This window comes from [Bacillus] enclensis, from assembly GCF_001456935.1.
Classification (GTDB): domain Bacteria; phylum Bacillota; class Bacilli; order Bacillales; family Bacillaceae_B; genus Rossellomorea; species Rossellomorea enclensis.
The window spans coordinates 940,463-966,245 of the sequence record NZ_KQ758482.1 but is presented as its reverse complement, the minus strand read 5'-3'; the positions used below and the strand labels follow the sequence as shown (position 1 = coordinate 966,245).

General features: G+C 46.3%; 20 protein-coding genes. 18 read left to right on the top strand and 2 right to left on the bottom strand.

Features of this window, described 5'->3' with window-relative positions:
- The first annotated feature begins 181 nt into the window (after positions 1 to 181).
- The 10 genes from AS034_RS04830 to AS034_RS04780 all read left to right on the top strand — a co-directional run bounded on the left by AS034_RS04830 (position 182) and on the right by AS034_RS04780 (position 15,241).
- Complete coding sequence (locus AS034_RS04830; RefSeq protein ID WP_058297703.1) at positions 182 to 4,540, top strand: S8 family peptidase; 4,359 nt, start codon at positions 182 to 184, stop codon at positions 4,538 to 4,540.
- 209 nt (positions 4,541 to 4,749) lie between these two features.
- On the top strand, positions 4,750 to 6,558 hold the full coding sequence (locus AS034_RS04820) for a methylmalonyl-CoA mutase family protein (protein ID WP_058297701.1): 1,809 nt from the start codon (positions 4,750 to 4,752) through the stop codon (positions 6,556 to 6,558).
- A gap of 20 nt (positions 6,559 to 6,578) precedes the next feature.
- Positions 6,579 to 8,711, top strand: a complete 2,133-nt coding sequence (gene scpA, locus AS034_RS04815) for a methylmalonyl-CoA mutase (protein ID WP_058298090.1) — start codon at positions 6,579 to 6,581, stop codon at positions 8,709 to 8,711.
- Complete coding sequence (gene meaB, locus AS034_RS04810) at positions 8,711 to 9,742, top strand: methylmalonyl Co-A mutase-associated GTPase MeaB (RefSeq protein WP_082641624.1); 1,032 nt, start codon at positions 8,711 to 8,713, stop codon at positions 9,740 to 9,742. Before scpA ends, meaB begins: the two co-directional genes overlap by 1 nt.
- A gap of 126 nt (positions 9,743 to 9,868) precedes the next feature.
- Complete coding sequence (locus AS034_RS04805; protein ID WP_032087781.1) at positions 9,869 to 10,306, top strand: BrxA/BrxB family bacilliredoxin; 438 nt, start codon at positions 9,869 to 9,871, stop codon at positions 10,304 to 10,306.
- Positions 10,307 to 11,351: 1,045 nt separating this feature from the next.
- Positions 11,352 to 12,122 (top strand): transporter substrate-binding domain-containing protein, encoded by a 771-nt coding sequence (locus tag AS034_RS04800; RefSeq protein ID WP_058297699.1) that lies wholly within the window; start codon positions 11,352 to 11,354, stop codon positions 12,120 to 12,122.
- Between the two features lie 83 nt (positions 12,123 to 12,205).
- Positions 12,206 to 12,865 carry an amino acid ABC transporter permease gene (locus AS034_RS04795; RefSeq protein ID WP_032087783.1) on the top strand — a complete coding sequence of 220 codons (660 nt, stop codon included), beginning with the start codon at positions 12,206 to 12,208 and terminating at the stop codon, positions 12,863 to 12,865.
- Positions 12,858 to 13,574 (top strand): amino acid ABC transporter ATP-binding protein, encoded by a 717-nt coding sequence (locus AS034_RS04790; RefSeq protein ID WP_058297698.1) that lies wholly within the window; start codon positions 12,858 to 12,860, stop codon positions 13,572 to 13,574. Before AS034_RS04795 ends, AS034_RS04790 begins: the two co-directional genes overlap by 8 nt.
- Before the next feature lie 149 nt (positions 13,575 to 13,723).
- Positions 13,724 to 14,710 carry an aromatic acid exporter family protein gene (locus AS034_RS04785; protein ID WP_058297697.1) on the top strand — a complete coding sequence of 329 codons (987 nt, stop codon included), beginning with the start codon at positions 13,724 to 13,726 and terminating at the stop codon, positions 14,708 to 14,710.
- Positions 14,711 to 14,737: 27 nt separating this feature from the next.
- Positions 14,738 to 15,241: a L,D-transpeptidase gene (locus tag AS034_RS04780; RefSeq protein WP_058297696.1), complete on the top strand. Its 504-nt coding sequence runs from the start codon at positions 14,738 to 14,740 to the stop codon at positions 15,239 to 15,241.
- 53 nt (positions 15,242 to 15,294) lie between these two features.
- On the opposite strand, the gene prli42 is transcribed toward AS034_RS04780, so the two are convergent.
- Positions 15,295 to 15,375 carry a stressosome-associated protein Prli42 gene (prli42, locus tag AS034_RS22660; protein WP_318293715.1) on the bottom strand — a complete coding sequence of 27 codons (81 nt, stop codon included), beginning with the start codon at positions 15,373 to 15,375 and terminating at the stop codon, positions 15,295 to 15,297.
- 207 nt (positions 15,376 to 15,582) lie between these two features.
- Here prli42 and mce point away from each other — a divergent pair, with 207 nt between their 5' ends.
- The 6 genes from mce to gndA all read left to right on the top strand — a co-directional run bounded on the left by mce (position 15,583) and on the right by gndA (position 22,308).
- Complete coding sequence (gene mce / locus AS034_RS04775; RefSeq protein WP_058297695.1) at positions 15,583 to 16,002, top strand: methylmalonyl-CoA epimerase; 420 nt, start codon at positions 15,583 to 15,585, stop codon at positions 16,000 to 16,002.
- A complete protein-coding gene (locus AS034_RS04770) occupies positions 16,002 to 17,549 on the top strand; it encodes an acyl-CoA carboxylase subunit beta (protein ID WP_058297694.1) in 1,548 nt (515 codons plus the stop codon). The genes mce and AS034_RS04770 overlap by 1 nt, the downstream gene beginning before the upstream one ends.
- Positions 17,550 to 17,622: 73 nt before the next feature.
- The gene (locus AS034_RS04765) at positions 17,623 to 18,744 is read left to right on the top strand and encodes a M20/M25/M40 family metallo-hydrolase (protein WP_032087789.1); all 1,122 of its coding nucleotides are present in this window, start codon (positions 17,623 to 17,625) and stop codon (positions 18,742 to 18,744) included.
- 261 nt (positions 18,745 to 19,005) lie between these two features.
- Entirely contained in the window at positions 19,006 to 19,476 is a 471-nt protein-coding gene (locus tag AS034_RS04760; RefSeq protein ID WP_058297693.1) for a chemotaxis protein CheW, read from the top strand.
- Positions 19,477 to 19,497: 21 nt separating this feature from the next.
- Positions 19,498 to 20,751 (top strand): DNA polymerase IV, encoded by a 1,254-nt coding sequence (locus AS034_RS04755; RefSeq protein ID WP_058297692.1) that lies wholly within the window; start codon positions 19,498 to 19,500, stop codon positions 20,749 to 20,751.
- Between the two features lie 147 nt (positions 20,752 to 20,898).
- A complete protein-coding gene (gene gndA, locus AS034_RS04750; protein ID WP_058297691.1) occupies positions 20,899 to 22,308 on the top strand; it encodes an NADP-dependent phosphogluconate dehydrogenase in 1,410 nt (469 codons plus the stop codon).
- Between the two features lie 58 nt (positions 22,309 to 22,366).
- Here the strand turns inward: gndA and zwf are convergent, their stop codons facing one another.
- On the bottom strand, positions 22,367 to 23,869 hold the full coding sequence (gene zwf / locus AS034_RS04745) for a glucose-6-phosphate dehydrogenase (RefSeq protein ID WP_032087793.1): 1,503 nt from the start codon (positions 23,867 to 23,869) through the stop codon (positions 22,367 to 22,369).
- Positions 23,870 to 24,234: 365 nt separating this feature from the next.
- Here zwf and rnz point away from each other — a divergent pair, with 365 nt between their 5' ends.
- Together rnz and AS034_RS04735 are read left to right on the top strand one after the other, a co-directional pair.
- Positions 24,235 to 25,161, top strand: coding sequence for a ribonuclease Z (rnz, locus tag AS034_RS04740; protein ID WP_032087794.1), 927 nt, complete (start codon positions 24,235 to 24,237; stop codon positions 25,159 to 25,161).
- 18 nt (positions 25,162 to 25,179) lie between these two features.
- Complete coding sequence (locus tag AS034_RS04735) at positions 25,180 to 25,716, top strand: histidine phosphatase family protein (RefSeq protein WP_058297690.1); 537 nt, start codon at positions 25,180 to 25,182, stop codon at positions 25,714 to 25,716.
- Positions 25,717 to 25,783: the final 67 nt, after the last annotated feature.

The following is a 25,783-nucleotide window of genomic DNA, read 5'->3' as shown; positions in this document are numbered from 1 at the left end:
AAAAGAGGAATCAGACCATTCGTTCATTTTCCGAAAATTCAGATTAATAATGACAAAAAGTTACAACATTTTACAATTAACCTTGGTTATCTTTGGTGTAACACCTACATTTTACCAGGTGATTCTATATGAGGAGGTGGATTTTTGAAGGAAACATCAATATAATCCGGGAGGGAATTAAATGAGGGGAAGAAGTAAGAGAAAGTGGTTCTCAATCGTATTGACCCTAGTAATGTTCATTCCACTAATGTTTCCATTCAACTCTAACGCAGCAAGTACTTCGATGCCGACTGTAGCAAAAGGAAAGGCTTCTACGTCGGTGAATGATACTGCAAAAGTAAATCCGCAATCGAAAATCACATCAAAGCTCCAAGATCAATTCAAGAAAGATAAGCACGTCACATACTTAGTGAAGTTCAAGGAGCAGGTAGACACTAAGGGCGTAGCAAAAAAAGCGGCTGAAAAAGCCGAGAAACAAAAGCTTACAGCTAATAATAAAAAGCTGCTGAAGCGTAATATGGTTGTTTCAGAGCTGCGTTCCACTGCCCTTGAAACTCAAGCAGAAGTAAAAAAATACTTAAACAAAGAGAAAAAGAGCGGTGCCGTCAAAAACGTGAAGGATTTCTACGTAGTCAACGGTATGGCAGTCACAAGTACAAAAGAAGTCATGGAAAAAATCGCTCAATATCCTGAGGTAGCGAAAATTCTTCCGAATGAAACCCGCCAGCTCATCCAGCCGGTAAAAGCAGATGGCTCTGCAGCCACCCTGGATGTGAAAAAGGCTGAAAAAGCGGACAATAAGCCGGCGTCAATCGAGTGGAACCTCGAGCAGATCGGTGCACCGGCCGTATGGGATATGGGAATCGACGGTGCCGGTACGGTAGTCGCATCCATCGATACCGGTGTTCAATGGAATCACCCGGCATTGAAGGAAAAATACAGAGGGTTTGATCCTCAAAATCCTGATACCCCGGATAATGAGTTCAACTGGTTCGATGCAACAGCAGGCCAGGGCACACCTTATGATGATCAAGGACATGGTACACATGTAACTGGTACCATGGTGGGTTCTGAACCAGATGGAAATAATCAGATCGGTGTTGCTCCTGGAGCGAAGTGGATTGCGGTTAAGGCATTCACTGCCAATGGAGGAACAGATGTTGACTTATTGGAGGCAGGTGAATGGATTCTCGCCCCTACTGATGCAGAAGGGAATCCGCATCCTGAAATGGCTCCGGATGTAGTCAATAACTCTTGGGGAGGCGGACCTGGCTTAGATGAATGGTACCGCGAAATGGTTGCTGCATGGAGAGCAGCGGAAATCTTCCCTGAATTCTCAGCAGGAAACACGACTTTATTCAACCCGGGTGGACCAGGTTCGGTAGCGACACCGGCAAACTATCCTGAGTCGTTTGCTACTGGTGCGACTGACAGCAGCAATCGCCTTGCGAGCTTCTCTTTACAGGGACCTTCTCCATATGACGAAGTGAAGCCCGAAATTTCAGCACCGGGCGTGAACATCCGTTCATCTGTCCCTGGCAGCGGTTATGAAGGCGGCTGGAACGGTACATCAATGGCTGGGCCGCACGTATCGGCTGTAGCCGCACTGTTAAAGCAGGTTAATTCTGATTTGACAGTCGATGATATCGAAGAGATCCTGACGTCTACAGCAGTACCGTTGACTGACGGCACATTCCCTGAATCCCCGAATAACGGTTATGGCCATGGGCTTGTGAATGCATTTGATGCAGTCTCATCAGTCATGAGCGGAATAGGTAAGATTGAAGGGAATGTATCGAAAGAAGGAGATGACTCGGAAGCTCCTGAAATCTCCCACGATGCTCCGGCGGAGGCATTCAAAGGTATGGATCTGCCTCTGCAAGCGGATGTAAATGATAATATCAGTGTCACAAATGTATCCCTTAGCTATCAGAAAGCTGATGGTGAGTGGGTTACAGTTGATGCTTCAAGAACATCCGGCGATTATACTTCCGGAACTTACGAAGCAGTCATTCCGGGTGCGGATCTGACCGGTGATGAAGTGAATTATAAGTGGACTGCTGCTGACTACGGCGGAAATGAAGCCGACAGTGATACGTATACAGTAGCTTTATTACCGGGTATCACAGTTGGATATGAGCAGGACTTTGAAACAACTCCTGCCGGCTGGACTTCATATGGAGAAGCAAACAGCTGGGAGTGGGGCGTTCCGACTACAGGACCTGGCAGCGCAGTATCCGGTGAAAAAGTATATGCAACGAATCTTGATGGAAATTATGATAATCGCGCGAATATGTCCCTGCAGATGCCTCCGATCGACCTGCCGGAAGGGAACAGCTTCCTTCAGTTCAAGCAGTGGCATGAACTTGAAAGAAACTACGATTACGGTCACGTATTTGTCTCAACAGACGGAGAGAACTGGACTCAGGCTCTGCGTGTAAATAATGTGACGGACGGCTGGGTCGACGGCGAGGTTGACTTAAGTGAATATGCCGGCCAGCGTGTTTATGTGGCATTCAATGTGACGACGGATGGAAGCGTCGTGAAACAAGGATGGTATCTGGATGATGTGAAATTGAGTGCAGAATCCATTATGCCTGCAGGCAAAGCAAAGTTAGGTTTAAAGTCTAAGAGTGACAGCTCGGCTTCGGTTTCAAAGAAACCTAGTGTGAATCCTAATAAGATTGAAATGGCTGAGCCTGCCAAGAAAGAAGCCCCTGTGGAAGGCAACTCTCCTGCTCCGGTATTATTACCGCTGCAAGCAGAGGTTACTGTGCTTGAAACTGGACGTTCTGCTTATACGAATCCGGCAGATGGATCTTATCAAATGACCCATGCTGCAGGAGAATTTACACTACAGGCTTCAACTTACGGGTACAGATCACAGACACAAAGTGTCACAGTGGAAGCCGATGAAACTTCAACAGCGAACTTTACGCTGGAAGAAATCCCGCGCGGAACTGTTTCGGGTGTTGTGACCAACCAAACGACAGGCGAACCTGTCGAAGGTGCGACAGTCTTCTTGATGGAAGATGCCGTGGTAACTCCGGTTGAAACAAATGCAGACGGTGAATACGAACTCGAAGCTTATGAAGGTGAATATACGCTCAAAATCGTTGCACCTTACTACTACAGCCAAGAGGTGAGTGTGACCATTGAAGGCGGAGAAGCTGCTGAAGCGGACGTTTCCCTTGAGCCATTCATCGGCTACCCTGGTGAAATCGGTTACGATGATGGAACAGCTGAAAATGCACGTGCCTTCTATGATGCAGGTAATGGGTGGGCCGTTAAGATGTCACTAGAAGAAGGAAACGATTCAGCAATGGTAACCGGAGGTCTATTCCGATTCTGGGATACAGAATGGCCGGTACCGGGCGGAACTGATTTCCAAGTGGCAATCTACGACGCTTCCGGAACTGACGGGGCACCTGGTAAGAAGCTCGCAGGTCCATTTGATGCAACTGCTTTAAGAAATGGCGAATGGACGCACGTCGATCTTAGTGAACACGGAATCATGGTCGATGGAGATTTCTATATGGTCTACATCCAATCTGCCCCTAACCCTAACGCACCTGGATTAGGTACAGATGAAGACGGTGAATACGCTGCGCGCAGCTGGCAGCTGGTCGGCGGAGCATGGTCGCCTTCTCCAGAAGATGAAGGAAACTATATGATCCGTGCAACAGTGAATTACGAAGTGACTGCACCAGTCATCACTTCACCTAAAGACGGTTCATATACGAAAGACGAATCGGTCACCGTTGAAGGTACTTCAGCACCTACCACTACCGTCCATCTATACAATGGGGACGATGAAGTGGCTCAAGCTGAAACGGCTGAAGACGGTACATTCTCTGCAAATGTTACCTTGGATGACGGGGAGAATGTCATTACGGCAAAAGCTGCAACAGAGCAGGGTATGACGGGGGCTTCCGAACCTGTTACGATCACGCTCGATCAGGTGAAGCCGGAACTCGCCATCACTTCTCCTGAAGAAGGACTGAAAACAAATCGCGAGGCCATCACGGTAAAAGGAACCATTAACGAAGATCACCTTGCATGGGTGAAAGTAAATGGTGAAAAAGCTACTGTGAAAGACGGCGAATTCAGCCACAGGCTTCTACTGGATCAAGGAGAAAATATCATTCAAGTTGTGGCAAAAGATAAAGCAGGCAACAAAAAGAAGAAATCGGTAACGGTCTTTGCCAAGTTCGGAGACATTGAAATCGATAATCTTCTTCCGGCTGAAGATAAAGAATTGAAAAATGGAGAATCGGTAAAAATCGAATTTGACAGCGAACCTGGATTGGATGCAACTTTCGCCATCCACATGCCGCTGACGAATGCAGGAGGACAGTTGACGAACGCAACTGAACTTCCGATGATGGAAACTTCTGAAGGACATTATGTAGGCTACTACACGGCAACGTCCAATGTGAAAGCACCTGGGGCCGTGGTTGAAGTCAAGATCTCTGACGACTATGGAAATGTAACCACTAAACGTGCTGAAGGAAAGCTTTACATCAACGCCAAAAAATAAAAAATCAAGAAGGGGGAAGAGCCGGCATGCCGGCTCTTCTTTTTTCTGATATCAATGAAGAATTGAAGAAAAGGGATTTTTTTTATATACTGAAATAGTATTGAATAAAAATTTTGAATTTTATCAAATCCGGCAGCAAAAAGAATCAAAGGGGCAGCTGAGTATAATTTTGAAAACGATTTCAAAAACGAAATGAAAGAGGGGTACATATGAAGCTTAGTGAGATGAAGAATCAATCATTCGATCCTCCCAATCTTCAAGCATGGCAGGAAGCGGCTGAAAAAGCCTTGAAAGGGAGGAGCGTAGAATCATTACATACCGAAACGTATGAAGGGATTGAACTTAAGCCGTTGTTTACCCAGGAAGATCTTCCCGCAAACGACCGGGTGGAGTCATATATACCGGGGGTGAATAAAAAGATTTCCTCCATTCAAGAGTGGAAAATCGCACAAGTGATAAAAAGGGGAACGTGGGGTGAATTATCTCATGCCCTGCAAGCGGCAATTTCAAGAGGACAAAACTGCTTGTCTTTTTCAGTGGAAGATATGCAAATGGATGAAGGGTTTGACAACTTTATCCTCGGGACTGCTGGAGAAAATCTGCCTTTATTCAACATTGAGAAGAATAATGCCGATCTGGCTGACAGACTGTCTTCCTTGGCGGATAGCGATGAATCGCTGAAAGGTTCCCACGGAGTGATCGGATATGATCCAATTTCTGAAATTGGATTCAGGCAGGGAGATTGCCCGCTTGATGAATGGACAGAAAAGACTGTCGCTGTGTCATCCAGCCTCCCGCACATCAAAACAATCGTCATCAATACGACACCCTATCACAATCAGGGAGCGAATGCCGTACAGGAGCTTGCTTATGCATTTAGTACGGGAGTCTTATATTTTAATATATTTCAAGAAAAGGGATGGTCCCCTGAAGAGATTGCTGGAAAGATACATGTTCATTTCTCGGCAGGAAGTCACTTCTTCATGGAACTTTCCAAGATAAGAGCGTTTAAAAAGGTATGGAAGGACATTCTTACTTCTTATGGCATTGATAAAGAATTGTGTGAACGCTTCATCAGTATCAGCGTTGAGACATCACAGTTCAATAAATCAGCCCTTGATCGCCATGTGAACCTGCTCCGGACGGGCGGAGAGGCATTTTCTGCCGTTCTTTCCGGCGTCGATTTTCTGGTTGTACATCCTTTTGACAGCTTATCGGGTGAGACAACCCCGCTTTCTGAAAGGGCTGCACGCAACATACAGCTGATCCTTGGGGAAGAAGCTCATTTAAATAAAGTGATCGATCCAGCCGGGGGGTCCTATTATGTGGAATGGCTGACCGAAGAGGTCGGAAGAAAAGCCTGGTCGGAATTCCTGCGGATCGATTTGGAAGGCGGAATGGCCGATTTACTGAAGAAAGGTGATATCCAGGAGAGCGTGAACAAGGTGCTGGAAAAGAGGCTTGCTGATTTATCCACGCGTTCACAATCCATGATTGGCACCAACATTTATGCAAATCCCGAAGATTTGCTTACCGGCGTGGAACCGTCAGATGACTACAGGCTTTCCCTGCCGTTTGAAAAGCTCAGGAGAAGGGCGGAAGAAATCGGAAGGGCAGGGGAAAAACCGGTCGCCGGAATCATTGGACTGGGTGAACTGAAGAGTCACAAGCCGCGCGCAGATTTTGTCAGTGGTTTCTTGTCCACAGGGGGCATCCATTCCCACCTGAGCCGTCCTTGTTTTACGAAAGAGGATGTCCTCGCCTTCATGGAAGAAACCAATTATCCATATTATGTTGTTTGCGGCAGGGATGAAGAATATGATTCATGGCTCCCATTGATCGTGGAGACAGCCGGCAATTACCATTCACAAATAAAAGTCGATGCTGCAGGTAAATTGAACGAAGAGAAGATGGCGGCCTGGACTCAGCTTGGGTTGAACGGCTGTATCCACCGGAACCAGAATATGCTGGAGAAATTGAATGATCTACTGACCATCTGGGAGGAGGAAAAGAAATGATTAAACCCGACTGGCAGGGAATGGACCCGTATTCCCCAAGGGCTGCTGCGGGAGATTTTCCTGCTCCAGGCAGCACCTATGAAACAAATGAAAATATAACGATCAAGTCGCTCTATACAGAGGAAGATACCAAGACTATGTCCCATCGTGAAGATCTGCCTGGTATTGCCCCGTTCACCCGCGGGCCGTATCCGACGATGTATGTGAACAGGCCGTGGACCGTGCGTCAATATGCAGGTTTTTCAACTGCAGAAGAAAGTAATGCGTTTTACCGGAGAAACTTAAGCATGGGGCAAAAGGGCCTTTCGGTGGCCTTCGACCTTGCGACACACCGGGGCTATGATTCAGATCACCCAAGGGTGGTGGGGGATGTCGGAAAAGCAGGGGTGGCAATCGATTCCATCCTCGATATGAAAATACTTTTCGATGGGATCCCGCTTGACCAAATGTCGGTATCCATGACGATGAACGGCGCCGTGCTGCCGATCCTTGCTTTTTATATCGTCACGGCAGAAGAACAGGGTGTGCCGCAGGAGAAGCTCTCAGGAACCATTCAAAATGATATCTTAAAAGAATACATGGTGAGGAATACGTATATATACCCGCCGGAGACTTCCATGAAAATCATAGCGGATATCTTTGAGTATACCTCCAGGAACATGCCTAAATTCAACAGCATCAGCATCTCGGGATATCATATGCAGGAAGCGGGGGCACCTGCCGATATCGAACTTGCCTATACCCTTGCAGACGGGCTTGAATACGTCAGGACCGGTTTAAAGGCGGGGATCGACATCGATTCTTTCGCACCGAGGCTGTCATTCTTTTGGGCAATCGGGATGAATTATTTCATGGAAGTGGCAAAAATGCGTGCCGCGAGAAGGATCTGGGCCAAGATGATGAAATCATTTGACCCTGAGAATGTAAAATCAATGGCGCTCAGGACCCACTCCCAAACATCAGGGTGGAGCCTGACGGAACAGGATCCTTTCAACAATGTGACCCGGACCCTGATTGAGGCGCATGCAGCAGCGATGGGCCATACCCAGTCGCTTCACACGAACGCACTAGATGAGGCCATCGCCCTGCCGACTGACTTTTCAGCACGGATCGCACGTAACACCCAGCTTTATCTGCAGGAAGAAACCTTGATCACAAAAGTCATCGACCCGTGGGCCGGTTCCCACTATGTCGAATCCCTTACCCAGCAGCTCATGGAGAAGGCATGGGAGCATATTGAAGAAATAGAAGAGCTCGGCGGGATGACGAAAGCGATCGAAACAGGTCTGCCAAAGATGAGGATCGAAGAAGCGGCTGCAAGAAGGCAGGCAATGATCGACTCAGGTAAAGAATCGATCATCGGCGTCAATAAGTACCGTCTGGATAAAGAAGATGAAATTGAAACACTCGATATTGACAATACTGCCGTCAGACAAAAGCAGATCGAGAGAATCCAAAAATTAAAAGATGAGAGAAATGAAGATGAAGTCCTGAAAGCACTGGACGCCTTGACGAACGCAGCGCAGACAGGGGGAGGGAATCTTCTAGAAAAGGCAGTTGACGCAGCACGGGCCAGAGCAACCCTCGGTGAAATATCCGGTGCAGTCGAAAAAGTATCAGGCAGGCATAAAGCGACGATAAGGAGCATAAGCGGCGTGTACAGTTCAAATTTCTCGAATGAAAATGAAATTGCAGTGGTGCAGGAAATGACCGAGGAATTCCTTGAGAACGAAGGAAGGAGACCACGTATCTTGATTGCGAAGATGGGCCAGGACGGGCACGACAGGGGTGCGAAGGTGATCAGTACGGCATTCGCCGATCTTGGATTTGACGTCGATATCGGACCGCTGTTTCAAACGCCGGAGGAAACGGCACTGCAGGCAGTCGAGAACGATGTGCATGTCATTGGGTTCAGTTCCCTTGCTGCCGGGCATAAAACCCTCCTGCCGCAGCTTGCAGCAGAGCTTCGGAAACTCGGCAGGGAAGACATATTGATTGTCGTAGGCGGCGTCATTCCTGCCAAGGATTATGAGTTCCTGCTGAATAACGGGGCATCTGCCGTGTTCGGACCTGGTACAATCATACCGGTGGCAGCACAGAAGGTGATAAAGGAAATCTATGAAGTCCTCGGTTATGAGGAAGTGACCGAATAATGGATTCCCGGAAGCCGGAGAAAAAAAGGAAATTTGTTAAGAGAAAACAAGATTCCATTTCAATTCCAGCATTGAAAGAAGGGGTCCTGAATGGAAATCGCAGTTCCTTGGCAAAAGCCATCACACTCATAGAGAGCAACGCCCCCCATCACTATGAATGGGGCCAGGAACTTCTGGGGGAATTGATGCCCCATACCGGGAACAGCCTCAGGATCGGGATTACGGGAGTCCCCGGGGCAGGGAAAAGCACCTTCATCGAAGCGTTTGGAGAAATGCTGTGCAATCAGGGGCACTCTGTTGCGGTTCTTGCAATCGATCCAAGCTCCTCCTTATCAGGGGGAAGCATCCTCGGGGATAAAACAAGGATGGAGCAGCTTTCCAAAAATCCAAAGGCGTTCGTCAGGCCGTCCCCGACAGCGGGCACGCTCGGCGGGGTTCACCGGAAAACGAATGAAACATTGCTTTTGTGTGAAGCTGCAGGATATGACATCATGATCATCGAGACCGTCGGAGTCGGGCAGAGTGAAGTGATGGTCAGACAGATGGTCGACTTCTTCCTCTTACTCGCCATCACCGGCGCGGGAGATGAGCTTCAGGGGATGAAAAAAGGCATCATGGAACTCGCAGATGCCATGGTCGTCAATAAAGCGGACGGGAAAAATAAGCAGCTCGCTGAAAAGACGAGACGTGAACTGAACCAGATCCTTCACTTTCTAGTGCCGGCTACAAAAGGATGGAACTCAAGGGCGTATACATGCTCAGCCCTTGAAAAAAGCGGTTTGAAAGAGTTATGGGATGTCATAAATGAATTCGATAAGACAACCAAAGAAACCGGCAGTTTTCAGGAAAGAAGGATGCGCCAAAAGAAAGAATGGTTTTACACCATGTTAAAAGACCGGATCCTGTCAGATTTCTTCCTGGACGAAAAAATCAAACCGGCAGTCCCGCGAATGGAAGAAAAAATCAAAAGCGGTGACCTGACCACATCCAAAGCCATCGAAGAACTGCTTCAACTGTATAAGAAGTCTTAATTCACACCTTTTTAGTCAATTTTAATTGAAAATAAAGGGACAAACTTGGTATGATGGGGGTACATCAAACTTCGTCTACCGTGAAGAATGATAAAGACATAGAGCATTGAAAAGGAGCGTCATAAAATGGATATGGATTTCAATTTATTTATGAACGATATCGTCCGCCAGGCCCGTCAGGAAATGGAGGCATCAGGATATTCACAATTAACATCAGAAGAAGAAGTGGAACAGGCTTTCACCAAGCCGGGCACTACACTTGTCATGATTAACTCAGTATGTGGTTGTGCAGGCGGAATCGCCCGCCCGGCAGCAGCACATGCAATCCATTATGATAAAAGACCGGATCAGCTTGTAACGGTATTCGCCGGCCAGGATAAAGAAGCAACCGCTAAAGCACGCAGTTACTTCACCGGCTATCCGCCTTCCTCACCATCTTTCGCCCTTTTAAAAGATGGAGAACTCTTGACAATGGTAGAAAGACATGAAATCGAAGGACACGATCCGATGTCGGTTGTAAACAAGCTTCAATCCTATTTTGATGAATATTGCGAAGAAGTTTAAGCGTCTTCAGGAATCGGCTCTTGTACAGTGTTGTTTGAGCCTTGAGTTAAACCCGGACCATTTTTAAATTGGTCCGGGTTTTTGTTTTGATTTGTTTGGGGCCAGGGACGGGTTTATGTTTCCTTATTTTTACAAGTGACGGAATTATCGCCGGAATCGAAAGATGAATGGTGGAAATCGAAGGATTAAGGGTCAAAATTAAAAGATTATTGGGCCATATTCGAAGATTACCTTGTCAATTCGAAAGATTCCACCCCGCATATAGACAAAAAGCCCGCTCTTTCATGTATTTAGACAGCCTCATCAGGAATTTTTACAGTATTGTGTAATTCAACGTAACGTTTTTTGGACTGCCGGGCAGTACACGGCAGGTTTTTATAACTATTTTCAATTTAAATTGGCCTTTTACTCATCACCAGCGGAGATCAGAACGAAGAATCCTATCAGAAAAGCGCCGGGATTTTGGGATCGACCACGGAATATAGCCGGTTGCTCAATGCTTTATCCTGAAATCAGTTGAAACAGCCGAAAACCACCGGGGAAGACTGGACTATATGGTGCAAATGACCCACTAGAGGCCGTGCAGCTGTATTTGAGAGTGAGTTTTTACTAATGAAAGTTACATAATTTTACAAATCTTCGAGTTTTGGCTGATAATCTTTGAATTCGGTCCTTTAATCTTTGAATATTGAACATTATTCTTCTAATTTTGACAATTAATCTTTTAATTTTAAGGATAATTCCATCACTTGGGAAAATAAGTAAATATATATCGATTCCCTAAACCTTTTTTTCCAGATTGGAACAGTTCCTGCCAAAAATAACGAAGCTCACCAACCACCCTTCCAAAAGCGAAGGCTTGCCCGGAAATAAACAGCGGCATCCAACCCCCATGAATATCTAGGTACCTGTTTTCTGAAAATACAAACATTAATTTATAAATATAAAAAGTATTGCATAAAAATAAAAACCTGATAAACTACAAATATACTAATTAATATACATTAATTTTTATATTTATTCATAACAGGAGGGCAACAATCAAATGAAAAAGCTTCTAATTTTATCCTTAGCACTATTATTGTCAGCCGGTCTTGCTGCATGCGGCTCGAAGGAAAGCAGCACTGCATCCGGTGATTCAAAAAAATTGATCATGGGTACATCCGCAGACTATAAACCTTTTGAGTACGTGGATACTGCAAACAGCGACCAATTCATAGGGTACGATATCGACCTTGCCAATAAGCTGGCGGATGAGCTGGGATATGAGGTTGAAATAAAGGATATGGAGTTCAGCGGCCTTATCACCGCGTTGAAGACTGGTCAAGTGGACTTCGTCCTTTCGGCGATGACACCGACCCCGGAGCGAAAAAAGAATGTGGAATTCAGTGAAGTCTATTACACGGCGAAGAACATGATCATCACAAAGACAGACAGCGGGATTTCCTCGGAAAAAGATCTGGACGGCAAGACGGTCGGGGTTCAGTTAGGTTCGATTCAGCAGGATGAAGCAGAGGGCATGCAGTCCTCCATCGATTTGAAGGTGGAAACGAGGGACCGTATTCCTGAGCTGATCCAGGATCTTCAAAATGGCCGATTCGATGCCATCATCATTGAAAATACAGTGGCCGCAGGCTACCTGGATAAGAACAATGACCTTCAAGGTTCAACGATGGAGGTCAACGAAGAAGAGGCAGGTTCTGCCATTGCTTTTCCTAAGGACAGCGAACTTACAGAAGAATTCAATGCTGTCTTAAAGAAATTAGAGGAAAACGGGGAACTCGATAAACTAGCGGAAAAATGGTTCAACGGTTAAAGGTAGCGGCAAACGAAAACGAAAGGCTGACCATCCACAAAGGTTGGCCTTTCTTCAATTTACACAGTGACGGAGGATGAAATATGAAACTTGACTTTGCACAACTGCTTCCATCGATCCCTTTTATCCTGGAAGGATTGAAGGTCACTCTGATGATCGTCGGGGCAGCAGGCATTCTCGGATTTTTATTCGGCATCATTTTATCATTATTCAAAATCAGTCCAGTCAAACCGCTGGTGTGGTTTGCTGACGCTTATACATCTGTCTTCAGGGGGACACCGCTCGTGCTGCAGCTGATGATTATTTTCTACGGATCGCCCCAGCTGTTCGGGACACAGATCGAGCCTTATACTGCGGCAATCCTATCCTTCTCATTAAACTCGGCTGCGTATATCTCGGAAATCATCCGGGCTGGCATCAATGCTGTAGATAAGGGACAGAAGGAAGCTGCGATGGCCCTCGGTATCCCCTACAGTCAAACAATGAAGGATATCATTCTGCCCCAGGCGATAAAGAACATCCTGCCTGCTTTAATGAATGAATTTATCACGCTGACAAAGGAATCAGCCATTGTCACGGTGATCGGGGCAATGGATGTAATGAGAAGATCGTATATGGTCGGAAGCGATCTTTATTCGTTCTTTGAACCGCTCCTGCTTGCAGGATTCATCTATTATATTATGGTCATGGTATTGACACTGCTCGGCAAGCTGCTTGAAAGGAGACTGAAAGGAAATGATTAAAGGAACAGCGATTACAAAATCATTCGGAAAACTTGATGTATTGAAAGGTATTGACATCACGGTTCAAAAAGGTGAAGTGCTCGCGGTGGTCGGTCCTTCGGGATCCGGGAAGTCCACCTTGCTGAGATGCCTGAATTATCTGGAGCAGCCAAGCGGCGGCACCATTCAATTCGAGGGGTTGTCTGTTGATAATAAGAATATCGGTCAGATCAGACAGGAAGTCGGGATGGTCTTTCAGCATTTTCACCTCTTCCCTCATATGACTGTGCTTGAAAATGTAACCTATTCGCCGATCAAGGTGAAGAAAGTAAAGCGTGAAAAAGCAGAGCTAATGGGCATCGAATTATTGAAAAAGGTGGGGTTGAAGGAGAAGAGCGGTGAATTTCCGAATCGGCTTTCAGGGGGGCAGAAGCAGCGTGTGGCAATCGCCCGGGCTCTGGCGATGGAACCGAAAGTCATGTTATTCGATGAACCGACATCCGCCCTTGATCCCGAAATGGTAAAGGAAGTATTGTCCGTCATGAAAGACCTGGCGAAATCCGGGATGACCATGATTATTGTCACCCACGAAATGGGGTTTGCCAAAGAAGTGGCCGACAGGGTCATATTCATGGATGACGGCAAAATCGTCGAGGAAGGGGATCCGGATGACTTCTTCCTTCAGCCGAAAACTCCGAGGGCAAAAGAATTTCTTGAAAAAGTACTATAAGCTTTATTTTTTACCGGTAAAGGTGCTGCAAGCATCGATATAGAACTAACAGAAGAAAAGAAGGGTTGGCAATGAATCAATCCTTCTTTTTCGTTCATCCATTTGTATGGTATTCTTAAAGAATCATTTTAACTGTTAGGAGAAAAAGCATGTTCCGAATAGGATATCGTACACTTAAGACCGGGATCGGGACTGCCCTGGCGATCAGTCTGGCCCAATTTTTCCAGCTTGATAATTTCGTATCGGCGGGGATCCTGACCATCCTCTGCATCCAAAACACAAAGAAAAAATCGGTTCAGGCGTCCTCAAGCAGATTTGCGGCATGTGTCATTGCCATGCTTTTCTCGGCGGCGTTCTTTGAATTCATTGCGTACCACCCGGCCGTCATTGGTCTCTTGCTTCTTGTTTTCATCCCTGTCACGGTGTCATTGCGGATTAAAGAAGGGATCGTCACCAGTTCGGTCATCATCCTTCACGTCTATTCCGCGGGAAATGTAACGCTTGGACTTTTTGAAAATGAACTGGGGATCATCGTGATCGGCATCGGGATTGCCCTCATCATGAATCTGTACATGCCGAGTGTGGAAAATAAACTAGCCGAATACCAGGAGCAGATCGAAGCAAATTTTTATAAGATTTTCTGTGAACTGATCAACCATCTCAAAACCAATCAGAGTGACTGGGACGGAAGGGAAATAACGGAAACAGAAGAATTGCTGAAAGAGGCAAAGACCCTTGCCTTCAAAGAAGTGGAAAACCACTTCCTCCGCCATGAGGACTTATATTATCTTTACTTCAAGATGAGGGAGAAGCAGTTTGAGATTTTGCAGCGGATACTGCCGATCGCTGCTTCCATTTCCATAAAAGTGGAACCGGGTAAGAAAATAGCCCATTTCCTGGAAGAACTGAGTCAGCATATCCATCCGGGCAACACAGCTCTTTTCTATCTGAAAAAATTGTACGATATGAAAGTCGAATTCGAACAGATGGAACTCCCGCAAACACGCGAGGAATTTGAAGTGCGTGCGGCGCTTTATCAGTTTGTCCGTGAGATGGAACAGTATCTATTGATCAAAAGTTCCTTCAAGGGGATTCAAAAGAATGAGAAAGGCAAAAGAGAAGTACACTACACCTAAGATCGAATGTAAAGGGTGACAGAAGCAATGCGTATACTTCTTGCCATTTTGCTGATGGCGTCTCCGATCTGGCCGCTGGGCAAGAACCCGCTGCCGGGAGATCCGTTTATCATCGTCAACAAAGAAAATAATCAGCTTGCCTTCATCAACGAAGGAAAGATTGCCGGCACATACGGTGTGGCTACAGGAAAAACCACCGAATTAACACCCGAAGGCCTCTTCACCGTAACGGTAAAAGCAAAAGATCCATACTATCGCAAAAAGAATATTCCAGGCGGTGACCCGAGGAACCCGCTGGGATCCAGGTGGATCGGGTTCGATGCAAAAGGGACTGATGGAAGGATCTACGGCGTCCACGGCACCAATCGGCCGTCAAGCATCGGAAAATATATTTCAAACGGCTGCATACGGATGCTCAATAAAAACGTAGAATTCATCTATGACAGGGTCCCCGTCGGCACAAAGATCCTCGTCGTCAAATCACCAAAAACCTTCCAGCAGTTGGGGAAGGAATATGGTGCATTGAAATAAAAAAGGATTTGCTCCCCGATAAAACGGAGGGCAAATCTTTTTTTATACCGAACCTATAATAAAAATGTCAAGCCAGCCATAATCGTGGAGGCAATCATTGCAAATAACATTAAATAAACGACTATCTTTCTCATCTTTTTATTACCCAATCGAATCTCTCCATTCATTCAGTAAAACCCTAAATAATTTTATAAGCATATTTTATCGCGTATAGATTGAGAATACAACCTGTCACCTTAAAGAAAACGCTTTAATTATTCGTGAAAATAGGAGGATTTTCGACACCCGGAATCGAATGAATAAAAAGAAGGCAAGCAGAAATTAGTAAGGGGATGGGTAGAATGAACAGAGTGGATCACATCGGGATAGCCGTATCATCAATTGAACATGTTCTTCCATTTTATGAACAAACGCTTGGATTGAAGCTGCTGAAAATGGAAGAAGTGGCATCCCAGGGAGTGAAAGTGGCTTTTATTGATGGAGGAAATATTAAACTGGAATTACTCGAACCACTACATAAAGAAAGTCCTGTTGCAAAGTTCATCGAGAAAAGGGGAGAAGGGATACATCATGTCGCTTTCGGTGTACAAGACATCAAAGACCGTCTTGCCGAATTGAAGGAAAAAGGCGTGAAAATGATCAATGAATCCCCGAAACAGGGGGCAGGCGGAGCAATGGTCGCCTTCATGCATCCAAAATCATCGCACGGCGTCCTGTACGAGCTTTGTGATAAATCAAACACCAAGGAGGATCTTGCATAATGGATATCTATGAAAAAATTAATGAACTGTATGACCGCAGGCGCGAAGTGGAGCTTGGCGGCGGTGACGCAAAAATTGATAAACAGCATGAAAAAGGGAAACTGACGGCAAGGGAAAGGATCGATATCCTGGTCGATCCGGGAAGTTTCGTTGAATTGAACCCATTCGTTGAACACAGATGTTCGGATTTCGGCTTGAACGGAGTGGAAGGACCAGGGGACGGAGTCGTCACCGGATACGGAAAAGTGGACGGTAAGCCGATTTATCTCTTTTCACAGGACTTCACTGTGTTCGGCGGGGCACTCGGGGAAATGCATGCAAAAAAAATTGCCCATGTCATGGATTTGGCCGTCAAGAACGGAGCCCCTTTCATCGGTTTGAACGACTCGGGCGGTGCGCGGATCCAGGAGGGCGTTGTGTCCCTCGACGGTTACGGGCATATCTTCTATCGTAATTCCATCTACTCGGGAGTGATCCCGCAGATTTCCGTCATCATGGGCCCATGTGCGGGAGGAGCAGTCTATTCCCCTGCGATAACGGACTTTGTTTTCATGGTGGATGAAACAAGCCAGATGTTCATCACCGGTCCAAAGGTAATAGAGACAGTGACGGGGGAAAAAATCAGTTCAGAAGACCTCGGCGGTGCGAAAGTCCACAATTCGATCAGCGGAAATGCCCATTTCAGGGGGAAGACCGAGGAAGAGGTCCTTCTCGAGGTGCGCAGATTATTAAGCTACCTGCCGCAGAACAACGAGGAAAAGCCGCCGCGCCTTGACGCGTCCGAAGAAGATGATTACCGTGCCGACTTGACCGACCTCATCCCGTTTGATGCGCTCCGGCCTTATGACGTGCGAACAGTCATCAATGAAATCGTGGACGCGGACAGCTTCATGGAGGTCCAAAAGGAATTTGCCAAAAATATCGTTGTCGGCCTTGCACGAATCAAAGGCGAAGTGGTCGGGCTCGTGTGCAATCAACCGAAGTTCATGGCGGGGGGACTAGATATCGATTCATCCGATAAGGCATCGAGGTTCATCCGTTTCTGCGATTCGTTCAATATCCCCCTTATTACATTTGAAGATGTCACCGGCTTCTTCCCGGGGATCAAACAGGAGCATGGGGGGATCATCCGTCATGGAGCAAAAATTTTATATGCCTACTCGGAAGCTACGGTGCCCAAGATGACTGTTATCCTGCGCAAAGCATACGGAGGGGCTTACGTAGCACTTAACAGCAAGTCGATTGGTGCGGATCTTGTTTTCGCATGGCCGAACGCCGAAATCGCCGTGATGGGGCCGCAGGGTGCGGCAAATATTATCTTCGCAAGGGAAATCGCTGCAAGCGATAACCCTGAAGAACTGCGCGCCCGGAAAATCGAAGAATACCGTGAGAAATTCGCCAATCCATACGTGGCAGCATCCCGGGGGATGGTGGATGATGTCATCGATCCGCGTGAAACCCGCATCAAGCTGATCCAGGGACTTGAAATGATGAGAAATAAAAAAGAAGAGAGACCGGCGAAGAAACACGGCAACATCCCTCTGTAAGGGAGTTTATTTGTCCGGTCACAGCATTCACGATATACTGGAACAGTGAATACATATTGTGGAGGTCTATTAAATGATAAATCAAGAACGTTTATTAAATGAATTCCTTGAATTGGTGCAAATCGATTCTGAAACGAAAGATGAAGCTGAAATCGCAAAAGTATTGACGAAGAAGTTCACGGACCTGGGTGTCGATGTGTACGAGGACGATACCATGGATGTGACCGGACACGGTGCCGGCAACCTGATCTGTAACCTGAAGGGTAACAAAGATGGAGTGGATACGATTTACTTCACTTCCCATATGGATACGGTGGTTCCTGCCAAAGGTGTTAAACCGACCTTGAAGGAAGACGGTTATGTTTACTCCGACGGAACGACGATCCTTGGGGCTGATGATAAAGCCGGCCTTGCGACGATGCTTGAAGCGATTACTGTACTGAAAGAACAGAATATCTCTCACGGTGACATTCAATTCATCATTACCGTAGGGGAAGAGTCGGGTCTTGTGGGGGCCAAAGCTCTTGATTCCTCTCTTGTCAAAGCGAAGTACGGTTTTGCACTGGATTCTGACGGTAAAGTCGGCAATATTATCGTGGCGGCTCCTACACAGGCGAAAATCCTGGCAACGATCTTTGGGAAAACAGCGCATGCAGGTGTGGCTCCTGAAAAAGGTGTATCAGCCATCACGATTGCAGCCAAAGCGATTGCTAAAATGCCGCTTGGCCGCATCGATGAAGAAACAACGGCGAATATCGGACGTTTCGAAGGCGGTAAAGCTACAAATATCGTATGCGAGCAAGTAGACATTTTAGCAGAGGCACGTTCACTGGTTCCTGAAAAAATGGAAGCACAAGTAGAAAAAATGAAGCATGCATTTGAAACGACAGCGGAAGAAATGGGCGGAAAGGCTGAAGTGGAAGTCCATGTCATGTATCCAGGCTTCAAGTTCAGTGACGGAGACGAAGTCGTTGAAGTTGCCAAACGTGCTGCCAAGAAAATCGGACGCCCGAGTGAACTGCTGACAAGCGGAGGGGGAAGTGATGCCAACGTCATCGCAGGCTTCGGCGTACCGACAGTGAACCTGGCGGTGGGATATGAAGAAATCCATACGAAAAATGAAAGAATGCCAGTGGAAGAACTGAACAAACTTGCAGAAATGGTCGTAGCGGTCATTCAGGAAGTAGCAGAATAAGAAAAAAGCGAAGGCGGGTCATTTGGGACGACAAGCATAAGACGAGTCAGCAGGAAACGCGTTATTTGCCTTTTTGGCTGGCTTGACTTATGACCTCGAATCCCAATCCGCCGGAGCTGCCCAATGTCCATTAACAATAGCGATTTGTTAATGGACATTTTTTCATTATTTCTAAATACATCCTTCCAAGCTCTTCAAATATATTTAATTATGGTACATTAGAAGTAACATAAACAGAGTTGAGAGGGGACATCACTAATCATGACAAAAGTAGTTGTATTCCATTCAGGCAGGGAAGAATATGCACTCCCGATCGAACAGGTCGTATCAATTGAAAAACTGGAGGGCATCAACCCGATTCCGCATCTGCCATCATACGTTCTCGGTTTGGTGAAAGTGAGAAATGAACTCATACCGGTACTGGATCTATCTTCCATATTATATGACCAAAGATCAGATAATGAAGAAGGGCTGTTTCTCCTGGTCATCCATACTGAAACACTCCAGGCAGGCCTCGTGGTAAAAGAAGCGAAAGAGATCCTGGAAGTTCCCGAAGGGGCAGTGACAGATGCCGGCCTCCTTGCATACTCCAGGACCAGGTATTTCGATGGTGTCATCAATCTCGAGGATCGTATGATCACGAAGATCGATCCGGAGGTTTTAATCGAGAGCCTTGAAGGTATGAAAGAAATCAGGGACTATGTTTACGAGCAAAAAATCTCCCAAAACTAATAAAACGAAAGATGCGATAGTATGAATTCACTTTATCCCAAGAATGGCAGGGTCATTCTTCATGTCGATATGAACAGCTTCTATGCATCGGTTGAAATGGCATTTGATCCAAGTCTTAAAGGAAAGCCGCTGGCAATCGCGGGAAACCCGAAAGAGAGAAAGGGCATCATTGTTACATGCAGCTACGAAGCCAGAAGCTTCGGGGTAAAAACAACGATGCCTCTTTGGGAAGCAAGGAAATTATGCCCGGATCTGATAATAAAAACACCGAACTTCGATCGCTACCGTGCTGCTTCAAGGGGCATGTTCGATATTCTAAGGCAATACTCCGAACTGGTGGAACCGGTTTCCATCGATGAAGGGTACATCGATATTACCGATTCATATGAAAAAGGAAGCCCGCTTGAAATAGCCTCTTCCATTCAACACCAAATCAAGAGTCAGCTGGACCTGCCCTGCTCGATCGGGATTGCGCCAAATAAATTCCTTGCAAAAACCGCTTCTGATATGAAAAAACCGATGGGTATAACTGTATTGAGGAAACGGGATATCCCGGGGAAGTTATGGCCGCTCCCTGTAATCGAAATGCACGGTGTCGGTTCTAAAACCGCCGAAAAGCTGGAAACGATCGGAGTCGTTACATGCAAAGACCTTGCAACGGCCAACGAAATACAGCTCAAATCTGTACTGGGAATCAACGGGCTGCGCTTGAAAGAACGGGCAAACGGGATAGACCGGAGAGTCGTGGATCCCGATTCGATTTATGATTATAAGAGCGTCGGAAATTCCACCACACTCCCTAGGGATACTGCGAACCAGAGTGAACTTTTATCCACCATTGAAAAGCTCTGCGCAAAAGTCTCCCAGCGGCTGCATCAGAAGGACGTTGTGGGAACGACTGTCCAGATCATGATCCGGGATAAATACCGGAAAACCATTACGAGAAGCAGAAAGACCGAAAACCCTGTCAGTACAAAAGAAGATCTCTTTCAACACGCCAGGCAGCTGTTTTTAAAGCATTGGAACGGGGATCCGGTCCGGCTGCTTGGAGTGACGGCACAGGATCTAATGGAGAAAAACGAGGCGACAGAGCAGCTTGATCTTTTCTCATATGAAAGTGCAGCCAAGGAAGAACCACTGTACAATGTACTTTCTCAATTGCAGGAAAAGTTCGGGAAAGACGCCATTTCAAAAGGGGTCAGGGGAAAAGACAAGAAACCTTCATATGATACAAAACAGGACACAAGTTTTAACAAGGACTTTTTACGCGATTAATGGGCATTCTAAATGATTGATGCGGGTGCAGGGAACGGATGATTTGCATCAGGTCCGTATTCTTGTTAGATTGAAGGGGATTGACTGCGTGTTTAAGAAAAGATTTCTATAACCAGTAAAACTCACACAGAAAGGACGTTGACCGAAATGTCTAAGCAAGAAATCGGCGTTATTGGATTGGCAGTAATGGGTAAAAACCTTGCATGGAATATTGAAAGCAGAGGATATTCTGTGTCTGTTTATAATCGTTCCCGTGAAAAGACGGATGAAATGGTGAATGAATCAACAGGAAAGAAAGTTGTTCCTACATACACAATTGAAGAGTTCGTGAACTCACTCAAAAAACCAAGGAAAATCCTCCTTATGGTAAAAGCGGGTAAAGCAACGGATGCTACAATCGATCAATTGAAGCCTTTCCTCGAGAAAGGGGATATCCTGATCGACGGCGGAAATACCTTCTTTGAAGATACTAGAAGACGAAACCAAGAACTGAGCGAATCCGGCATCCACTTCATCGGTACGGGTGTATCAGGAGGGGAAGAAGGGGCATTGACAGGCCCTTCGATCATGCCTGGCGGTCAAAAGGAAGCGTATGACCTTGTTGCTCCCATCCTTGAAGACATCGCTGCCAAAGTGAACGGTGAAGCATGTACGACCTACATCGGTCCGGACGGTGCCGGCCACTATGTGAAGATGGTTCATAACGGCATTGAATACGGGGATATGCAGCTGATCGCAGAATCTTACTTCCTTATGAAAAACGTTCTCGGTTTAAATGCCGAAGAACTCCACGAAGTGTTTGCCGACTGGAATAAAGGCGAACTCGACAGCTACCTGATCGAAATCACGGCCGATATCTTCACGAAAAAAGATGAGGAAACAGGAAAGCCGATGGTCGATGTGATCCTGGATAAAGCCGGTCAAAAGGGTACCGGGAAATGGACCAGCCAAAGTGCCCTTGACCTTGGTGTGTCCTTGCCGATCATCACTGAATCCGTCTTTGCACGCTTCATTTCAGCAATCAAAGACGAACGTGTAAAAGCGAGCAAGATCCTGAACGGTCCCGACACTTCCGAATTCAAAGGTGACAAGGAAGCGCTCATCGAATCCATTCGCAAGGCACTTTATATGAGTAAGATCGTTTCATATGCACAAGGATTCGCCCAGATGCGTTCGGCGAGCGATGAATATGATTGGAACCTTCAATACGGTGATATCGCCATGATCTTCCGAGGGGGCTGCATCATCCGTGCCCAATTCCTGCAAAAGATCAAGGAAGCGTATGACCGTGAGTCAGGCCTTGCCAATCTGCTGCTTGATCCTTACTTCAAAGAGATTGTGGAAAGTTATCAATATGCACTGCGCGAGGTCATCTCGGTTGCCGTTCAAAACGGTGTTCCGGTACCTGGATTCTCTGCTGCGCTTGCTTATTATGACAGCTACCGCACAGAGACGCTTCCTGCGAATCTGATCCAGGCACAGCGTGACTACTTTGGTGCACACACCTATCAGCGAGTTGATAAAGAAGGCACTTTCCATACTGAGTGGATGAAATAAGAATAATAGTAAAAGCCCCGCTGAAATCACAGCGGGGCTTTTTTGGTGTTTCTTTATATTAACATTGATCTACATCCAAATTTGCGATCGGCCACCAGTAGTAACCGTCTTTTGCGAGTAGATTATCGGCAGCTTTTGGTCCCATTGAACCGGACTCATAGTTAGGGAACTGTTCATCACGCGTCTTTTCCCATACTTCGGAAATTTTGTCGACGAATGCCCAGGAAAGTTTCACTTCATCCCAGTGGGTGAAATTCGTCGCGTCCCCGCGCATGCAGTCATGCAGGAGTTTTTCATATGCTTCCGGTGTGTTCATTCCGTCGACGCTGTTATTGGCGAAGTTTAATTTAACAGGAGTCGTTTCAATGTTCTGTCCTGATTTCTTCACATTCAGATGCAGGGTGATCCCTTCTTCCGGCTGAATGTGGATGACGAGCAGGTTCGGAGCCAGTGGCTTATCGGTATTATAGTAAAGATTCATCGGAATATCCTTGAATTGGATCACGATCTTCGTGGACTTCGCGGCCATCCGTTTCCCGGTGCGGATATAGAACGGCACGCCTGCCCAGCGGAAATTATCAATCATTAATTTTCCTGCTACAAACGTCTCAGTATTGGAATAGTCGTCCACATTTTCAGCTTCTCGATACCCTACCACAGTCTGTCCTTTTGAAGTGCCCGGACCATACTGTCCACGAACAAAGTAGTCCTTCACTTCATCCTGTTTGAATGGTCGGAGGGCCCTTAACACACGAACCTTTTCACTTCTGATTTCTTCAGTCGTCAGTTTGATCGGCGGCTCCATTGCGAGGAGTGCGACCATTTGAAGCATATGGTTCTGCACCATATCCCTGAGAGCACCGCTTTTTTCATAATATCTTCCGCGTTCCTCTACACCCAATTCTTCAGAAGAAGTTACCTGGATGTTTGAGATATACCGATTATTCCATAACGGCTCGAACATGGCATTCGCAAATCGGATGACTTCGATATTCTGCACCATTTCTTTACCGAGATAGTGATCGATACGATAAATTTGATCTTCAGAAAAGGATTCGCGGATATGACTGTTCAGCTGTTCAGCAGACGGCAGGTCATGTCCGAAAGGTTTTTCAATGACCAGGCGCTGGAACCCTTTCGTATCGGTCAACCCTTGTGTTTTCAAATCTTCCGTGATCGTACCGAAGAATTCCGGTGCCATTGCCAGGTAGAAGATACGATTTCCTTCCAGCTGATAATGTTCATCCAATTCTTCCGATAATTGCTTCTGAGCCTGATAAGAGTCACTGTTTGAGAGATCGTTTTGCTGATAGTAAAAATGAGAAACGAATCCCTCGATGTTTTCCTGGCTCCCCAGTGCATTATGTACGGACGTTCTTACATGCTCTTGAAATTCTTCATTCGACCAGTCACGGCGTCCGACACCGATGACGGCAAACTGTTCCGAGATTTTACCTTTTCGGAATAAATGATAAAGGGATGGATATAGTTTTCTTTTGGCTAAGTCCCCTGTAGCTCCAAAAATAGTAATCAGAGAAGAGGGTGTATCAGTGTTTTTCACAGTCATGACCTCACTTTATCTAGTTGCTTATCTGTTTTAATTGAATGGTTTCTTCCTATTTAATATCTATTACAATTACTTAATTTTAAAGATTAAACGAGGATTTAGCAAATCATTTGCTGATAAGCTTGTTATTGGGAAATATTTGGGATTTATCTGCCGCTTCCAGAGGGCAGTCGATCCCATTTCAAAATCTTCATCTTCTTTATGTTGGCTTTATTTTTAAAACTTATAACAAATTCCCGTAATTCCCGTCTGTCTGCGGAAGTGGGATGAACCGATTGAATGCTCCTTTAGCAAAGGAATTCAAACGGGAAAATATGCTATGATAAGGATACAATCGTAAGCAGGCAGGAGTGAAAAATGTGGAATTGTTATTTTTAGGAACGGGAGCCGGGGTCCCGGCAAAGCTCCGCAATGTGACAAGCATTGCTTTGAAATTATTGGAAGAAAGAGGAGCGGTGTGGCTGTTTGATTGCGGTGAAGCCACCCAGCACCAGATTTTACATACAAGTCTAAAGCCGAGAAGAATAGAAAAAATCTTTATCACCCATCTTCATGGTGATCACATATATGGACTGCCCGGCCTTCTTGGGAGCAGATCATTTCAGGGAGGGGAATCGGAGCTGGTCGTCTATGGACCAAAAGGGATCAGAGAGTTTATAGAAGTCTCATTATCCATCAGCCAGACCCATCTGAAATACCCCCTTGAAATCGTGGAAGTGGAAGAAGGGATTGTCTTTGAAGATGAGAGTTTCAGAGTAGAAGCGAAGGAACTCCAGCACGGTCTTCAGACATTTGGCTACCGAGTGGAGGAAAAGGATAAGCCAGGTGAACTCCAGGTAGACCGTTTGAAGGAGAGGGGAGTGAAGCCCGGGCCAATCTATAAGAGGCTTAAAGCGGGCGAAGCAGTGGTTCTTGATGATGGGAGCATCGTCGACGGAAAAGAGTATTTAGGCCATTCCATCCCGGGCCGCGTGGTTACCATACTCGGGGATACACGAACCTGCAGGCCTGCATATGAGCTTGCGAAGTCTGCTGATGTTCTTGTCCATGAAGCGACATTCAATAAAGATCAGGAAGAAATGGCTTATGAATATTTTCATTCTACAACCGAACAGGCCGCACAGACAGCCTCAGAATCCGGGGTCAATGTCCTGTTCCTGACCCACATCTCTTCACGGTTCGCGAAAGAATCCTGGCCGGAGCTGCAAAAGGAGGCAAGGGAAACCTTTCCTGAAAGCTACATAGCAAAAGACTTTTTGGAATATACGATACCAGTGAAAAAATAGTAGAGAGGAGACCCTGTCATGAAAACCATCTATATCGTCCGTCATGCCAAAGCTGGTGGCCAGGCGTTTCATGAATCTTTGACAGCAGAAGGGAGGGAGCAGGCGCACCGCCTCTCTTCCTTCCTTGGAAAGTATCCGATTGAAGCGATTTATTCCAGCCCTTTCACGCGAACGCTGCAAACCATCCAGCCGTTCTCAGATTGCAGCGGGATCTCCGTTCAGGAAGATGAGCGCCTGGGCGAACGGATCCTCAGTGAAAAAGATCTTCCGGATTGGAAGGACAGACTGAGGGAAAGTTTTGAGGATTTTTCACTAGCCTTTCCCGGGGGAGAATCAAATGAACAGGCAATGGCACGCGCTTCTTCTTTTATTGACGATGTCCTGGAAAGAAAAGAAGATCACATTGTCGTCGTGAGCCATGGAAACCTATCGACTTTGCTCCTTCGTTACTTCGACGAGAAGTATGGATATGATGAACTGTTCGCATTGAGCAACCCGGATGTGTATCTTGTGAAAGCGGGTGAAAGGCTGGTCCGGCGGGTTTGGGAGTTTTGATTTTAGACGGGCCGACTTTCTCAGTGAGCCGATTTTAGAGACTTTAAAAGGATGCTTGGTTCAGAGC

Bases quoted from the DNA above. Each gene is read 5' to 3' on its own strand.
- AS034_RS04830 (WP_058297703.1), top strand. From the start codon at position 182: ATGAGGGGAAGAAGTAAGAGAAAGTGGTTCTCAATCGTATTGACCCTA.
- AS034_RS04820 (WP_058297701.1), top strand. From the start codon at position 4,750: ATGAAGCTTAGTGAGATGAAGAATCAATCATTCGATCCTCCCAATCTT.
- scpA (WP_058298090.1), top strand. From the start codon at position 6,579: ATGGACCCGTATTCCCCAAGGGCTGCTGCGGGAGATTTTCCTGCTCCA.
- meaB (WP_082641624.1), top strand. From the start codon at position 8,711: ATGGATTCCCGGAAGCCGGAGAAAAAAAGGAAATTTGTTAAGAGAAAA.
- AS034_RS04805 (WP_032087781.1), top strand. From the start codon at position 9,869: ATGGATATGGATTTCAATTTATTTATGAACGATATCGTCCGCCAGGCC.
- AS034_RS04800 (WP_058297699.1), top strand. From the start codon at position 11,352: ATGAAAAAGCTTCTAATTTTATCCTTAGCACTATTATTGTCAGCCGGT.
- AS034_RS04795 (WP_032087783.1), top strand. From the start codon at position 12,206: ATGAAACTTGACTTTGCACAACTGCTTCCATCGATCCCTTTTATCCTG.
- AS034_RS04790 (WP_058297698.1), top strand. From the start codon at position 12,858: ATGATTAAAGGAACAGCGATTACAAAATCATTCGGAAAACTTGATGTA.
- AS034_RS04785 (WP_058297697.1), top strand. From the start codon at position 13,724: ATGTTCCGAATAGGATATCGTACACTTAAGACCGGGATCGGGACTGCC.
- AS034_RS04780 (WP_058297696.1), top strand. From the start codon at position 14,738: ATGCGTATACTTCTTGCCATTTTGCTGATGGCGTCTCCGATCTGGCCG.
- prli42 (WP_318293715.1), bottom strand. From the start codon at position 15,375: ATGAGAAAGATAGTCGTTTATTTAATGTTATTTGCAATGATTGCCTCC.
- mce (WP_058297695.1), top strand. From the start codon at position 15,583: ATGAACAGAGTGGATCACATCGGGATAGCCGTATCATCAATTGAACAT.
- AS034_RS04770 (WP_058297694.1), top strand. From the start codon at position 16,002: ATGGATATCTATGAAAAAATTAATGAACTGTATGACCGCAGGCGCGAA.
- AS034_RS04765 (WP_032087789.1), top strand. From the start codon at position 17,623: ATGATAAATCAAGAACGTTTATTAAATGAATTCCTTGAATTGGTGCAA.
- AS034_RS04760 (WP_058297693.1), top strand. From the start codon at position 19,006: ATGACAAAAGTAGTTGTATTCCATTCAGGCAGGGAAGAATATGCACTC.
- AS034_RS04755 (WP_058297692.1), top strand. From the start codon at position 19,498: ATGAATTCACTTTATCCCAAGAATGGCAGGGTCATTCTTCATGTCGAT.
- gndA (WP_058297691.1), top strand. From the start codon at position 20,899: ATGTCTAAGCAAGAAATCGGCGTTATTGGATTGGCAGTAATGGGTAAA.
- AS034_RS04735 (WP_058297690.1), top strand. From the start codon at position 25,180: ATGAAAACCATCTATATCGTCCGTCATGCCAAAGCTGGTGGCCAGGCG.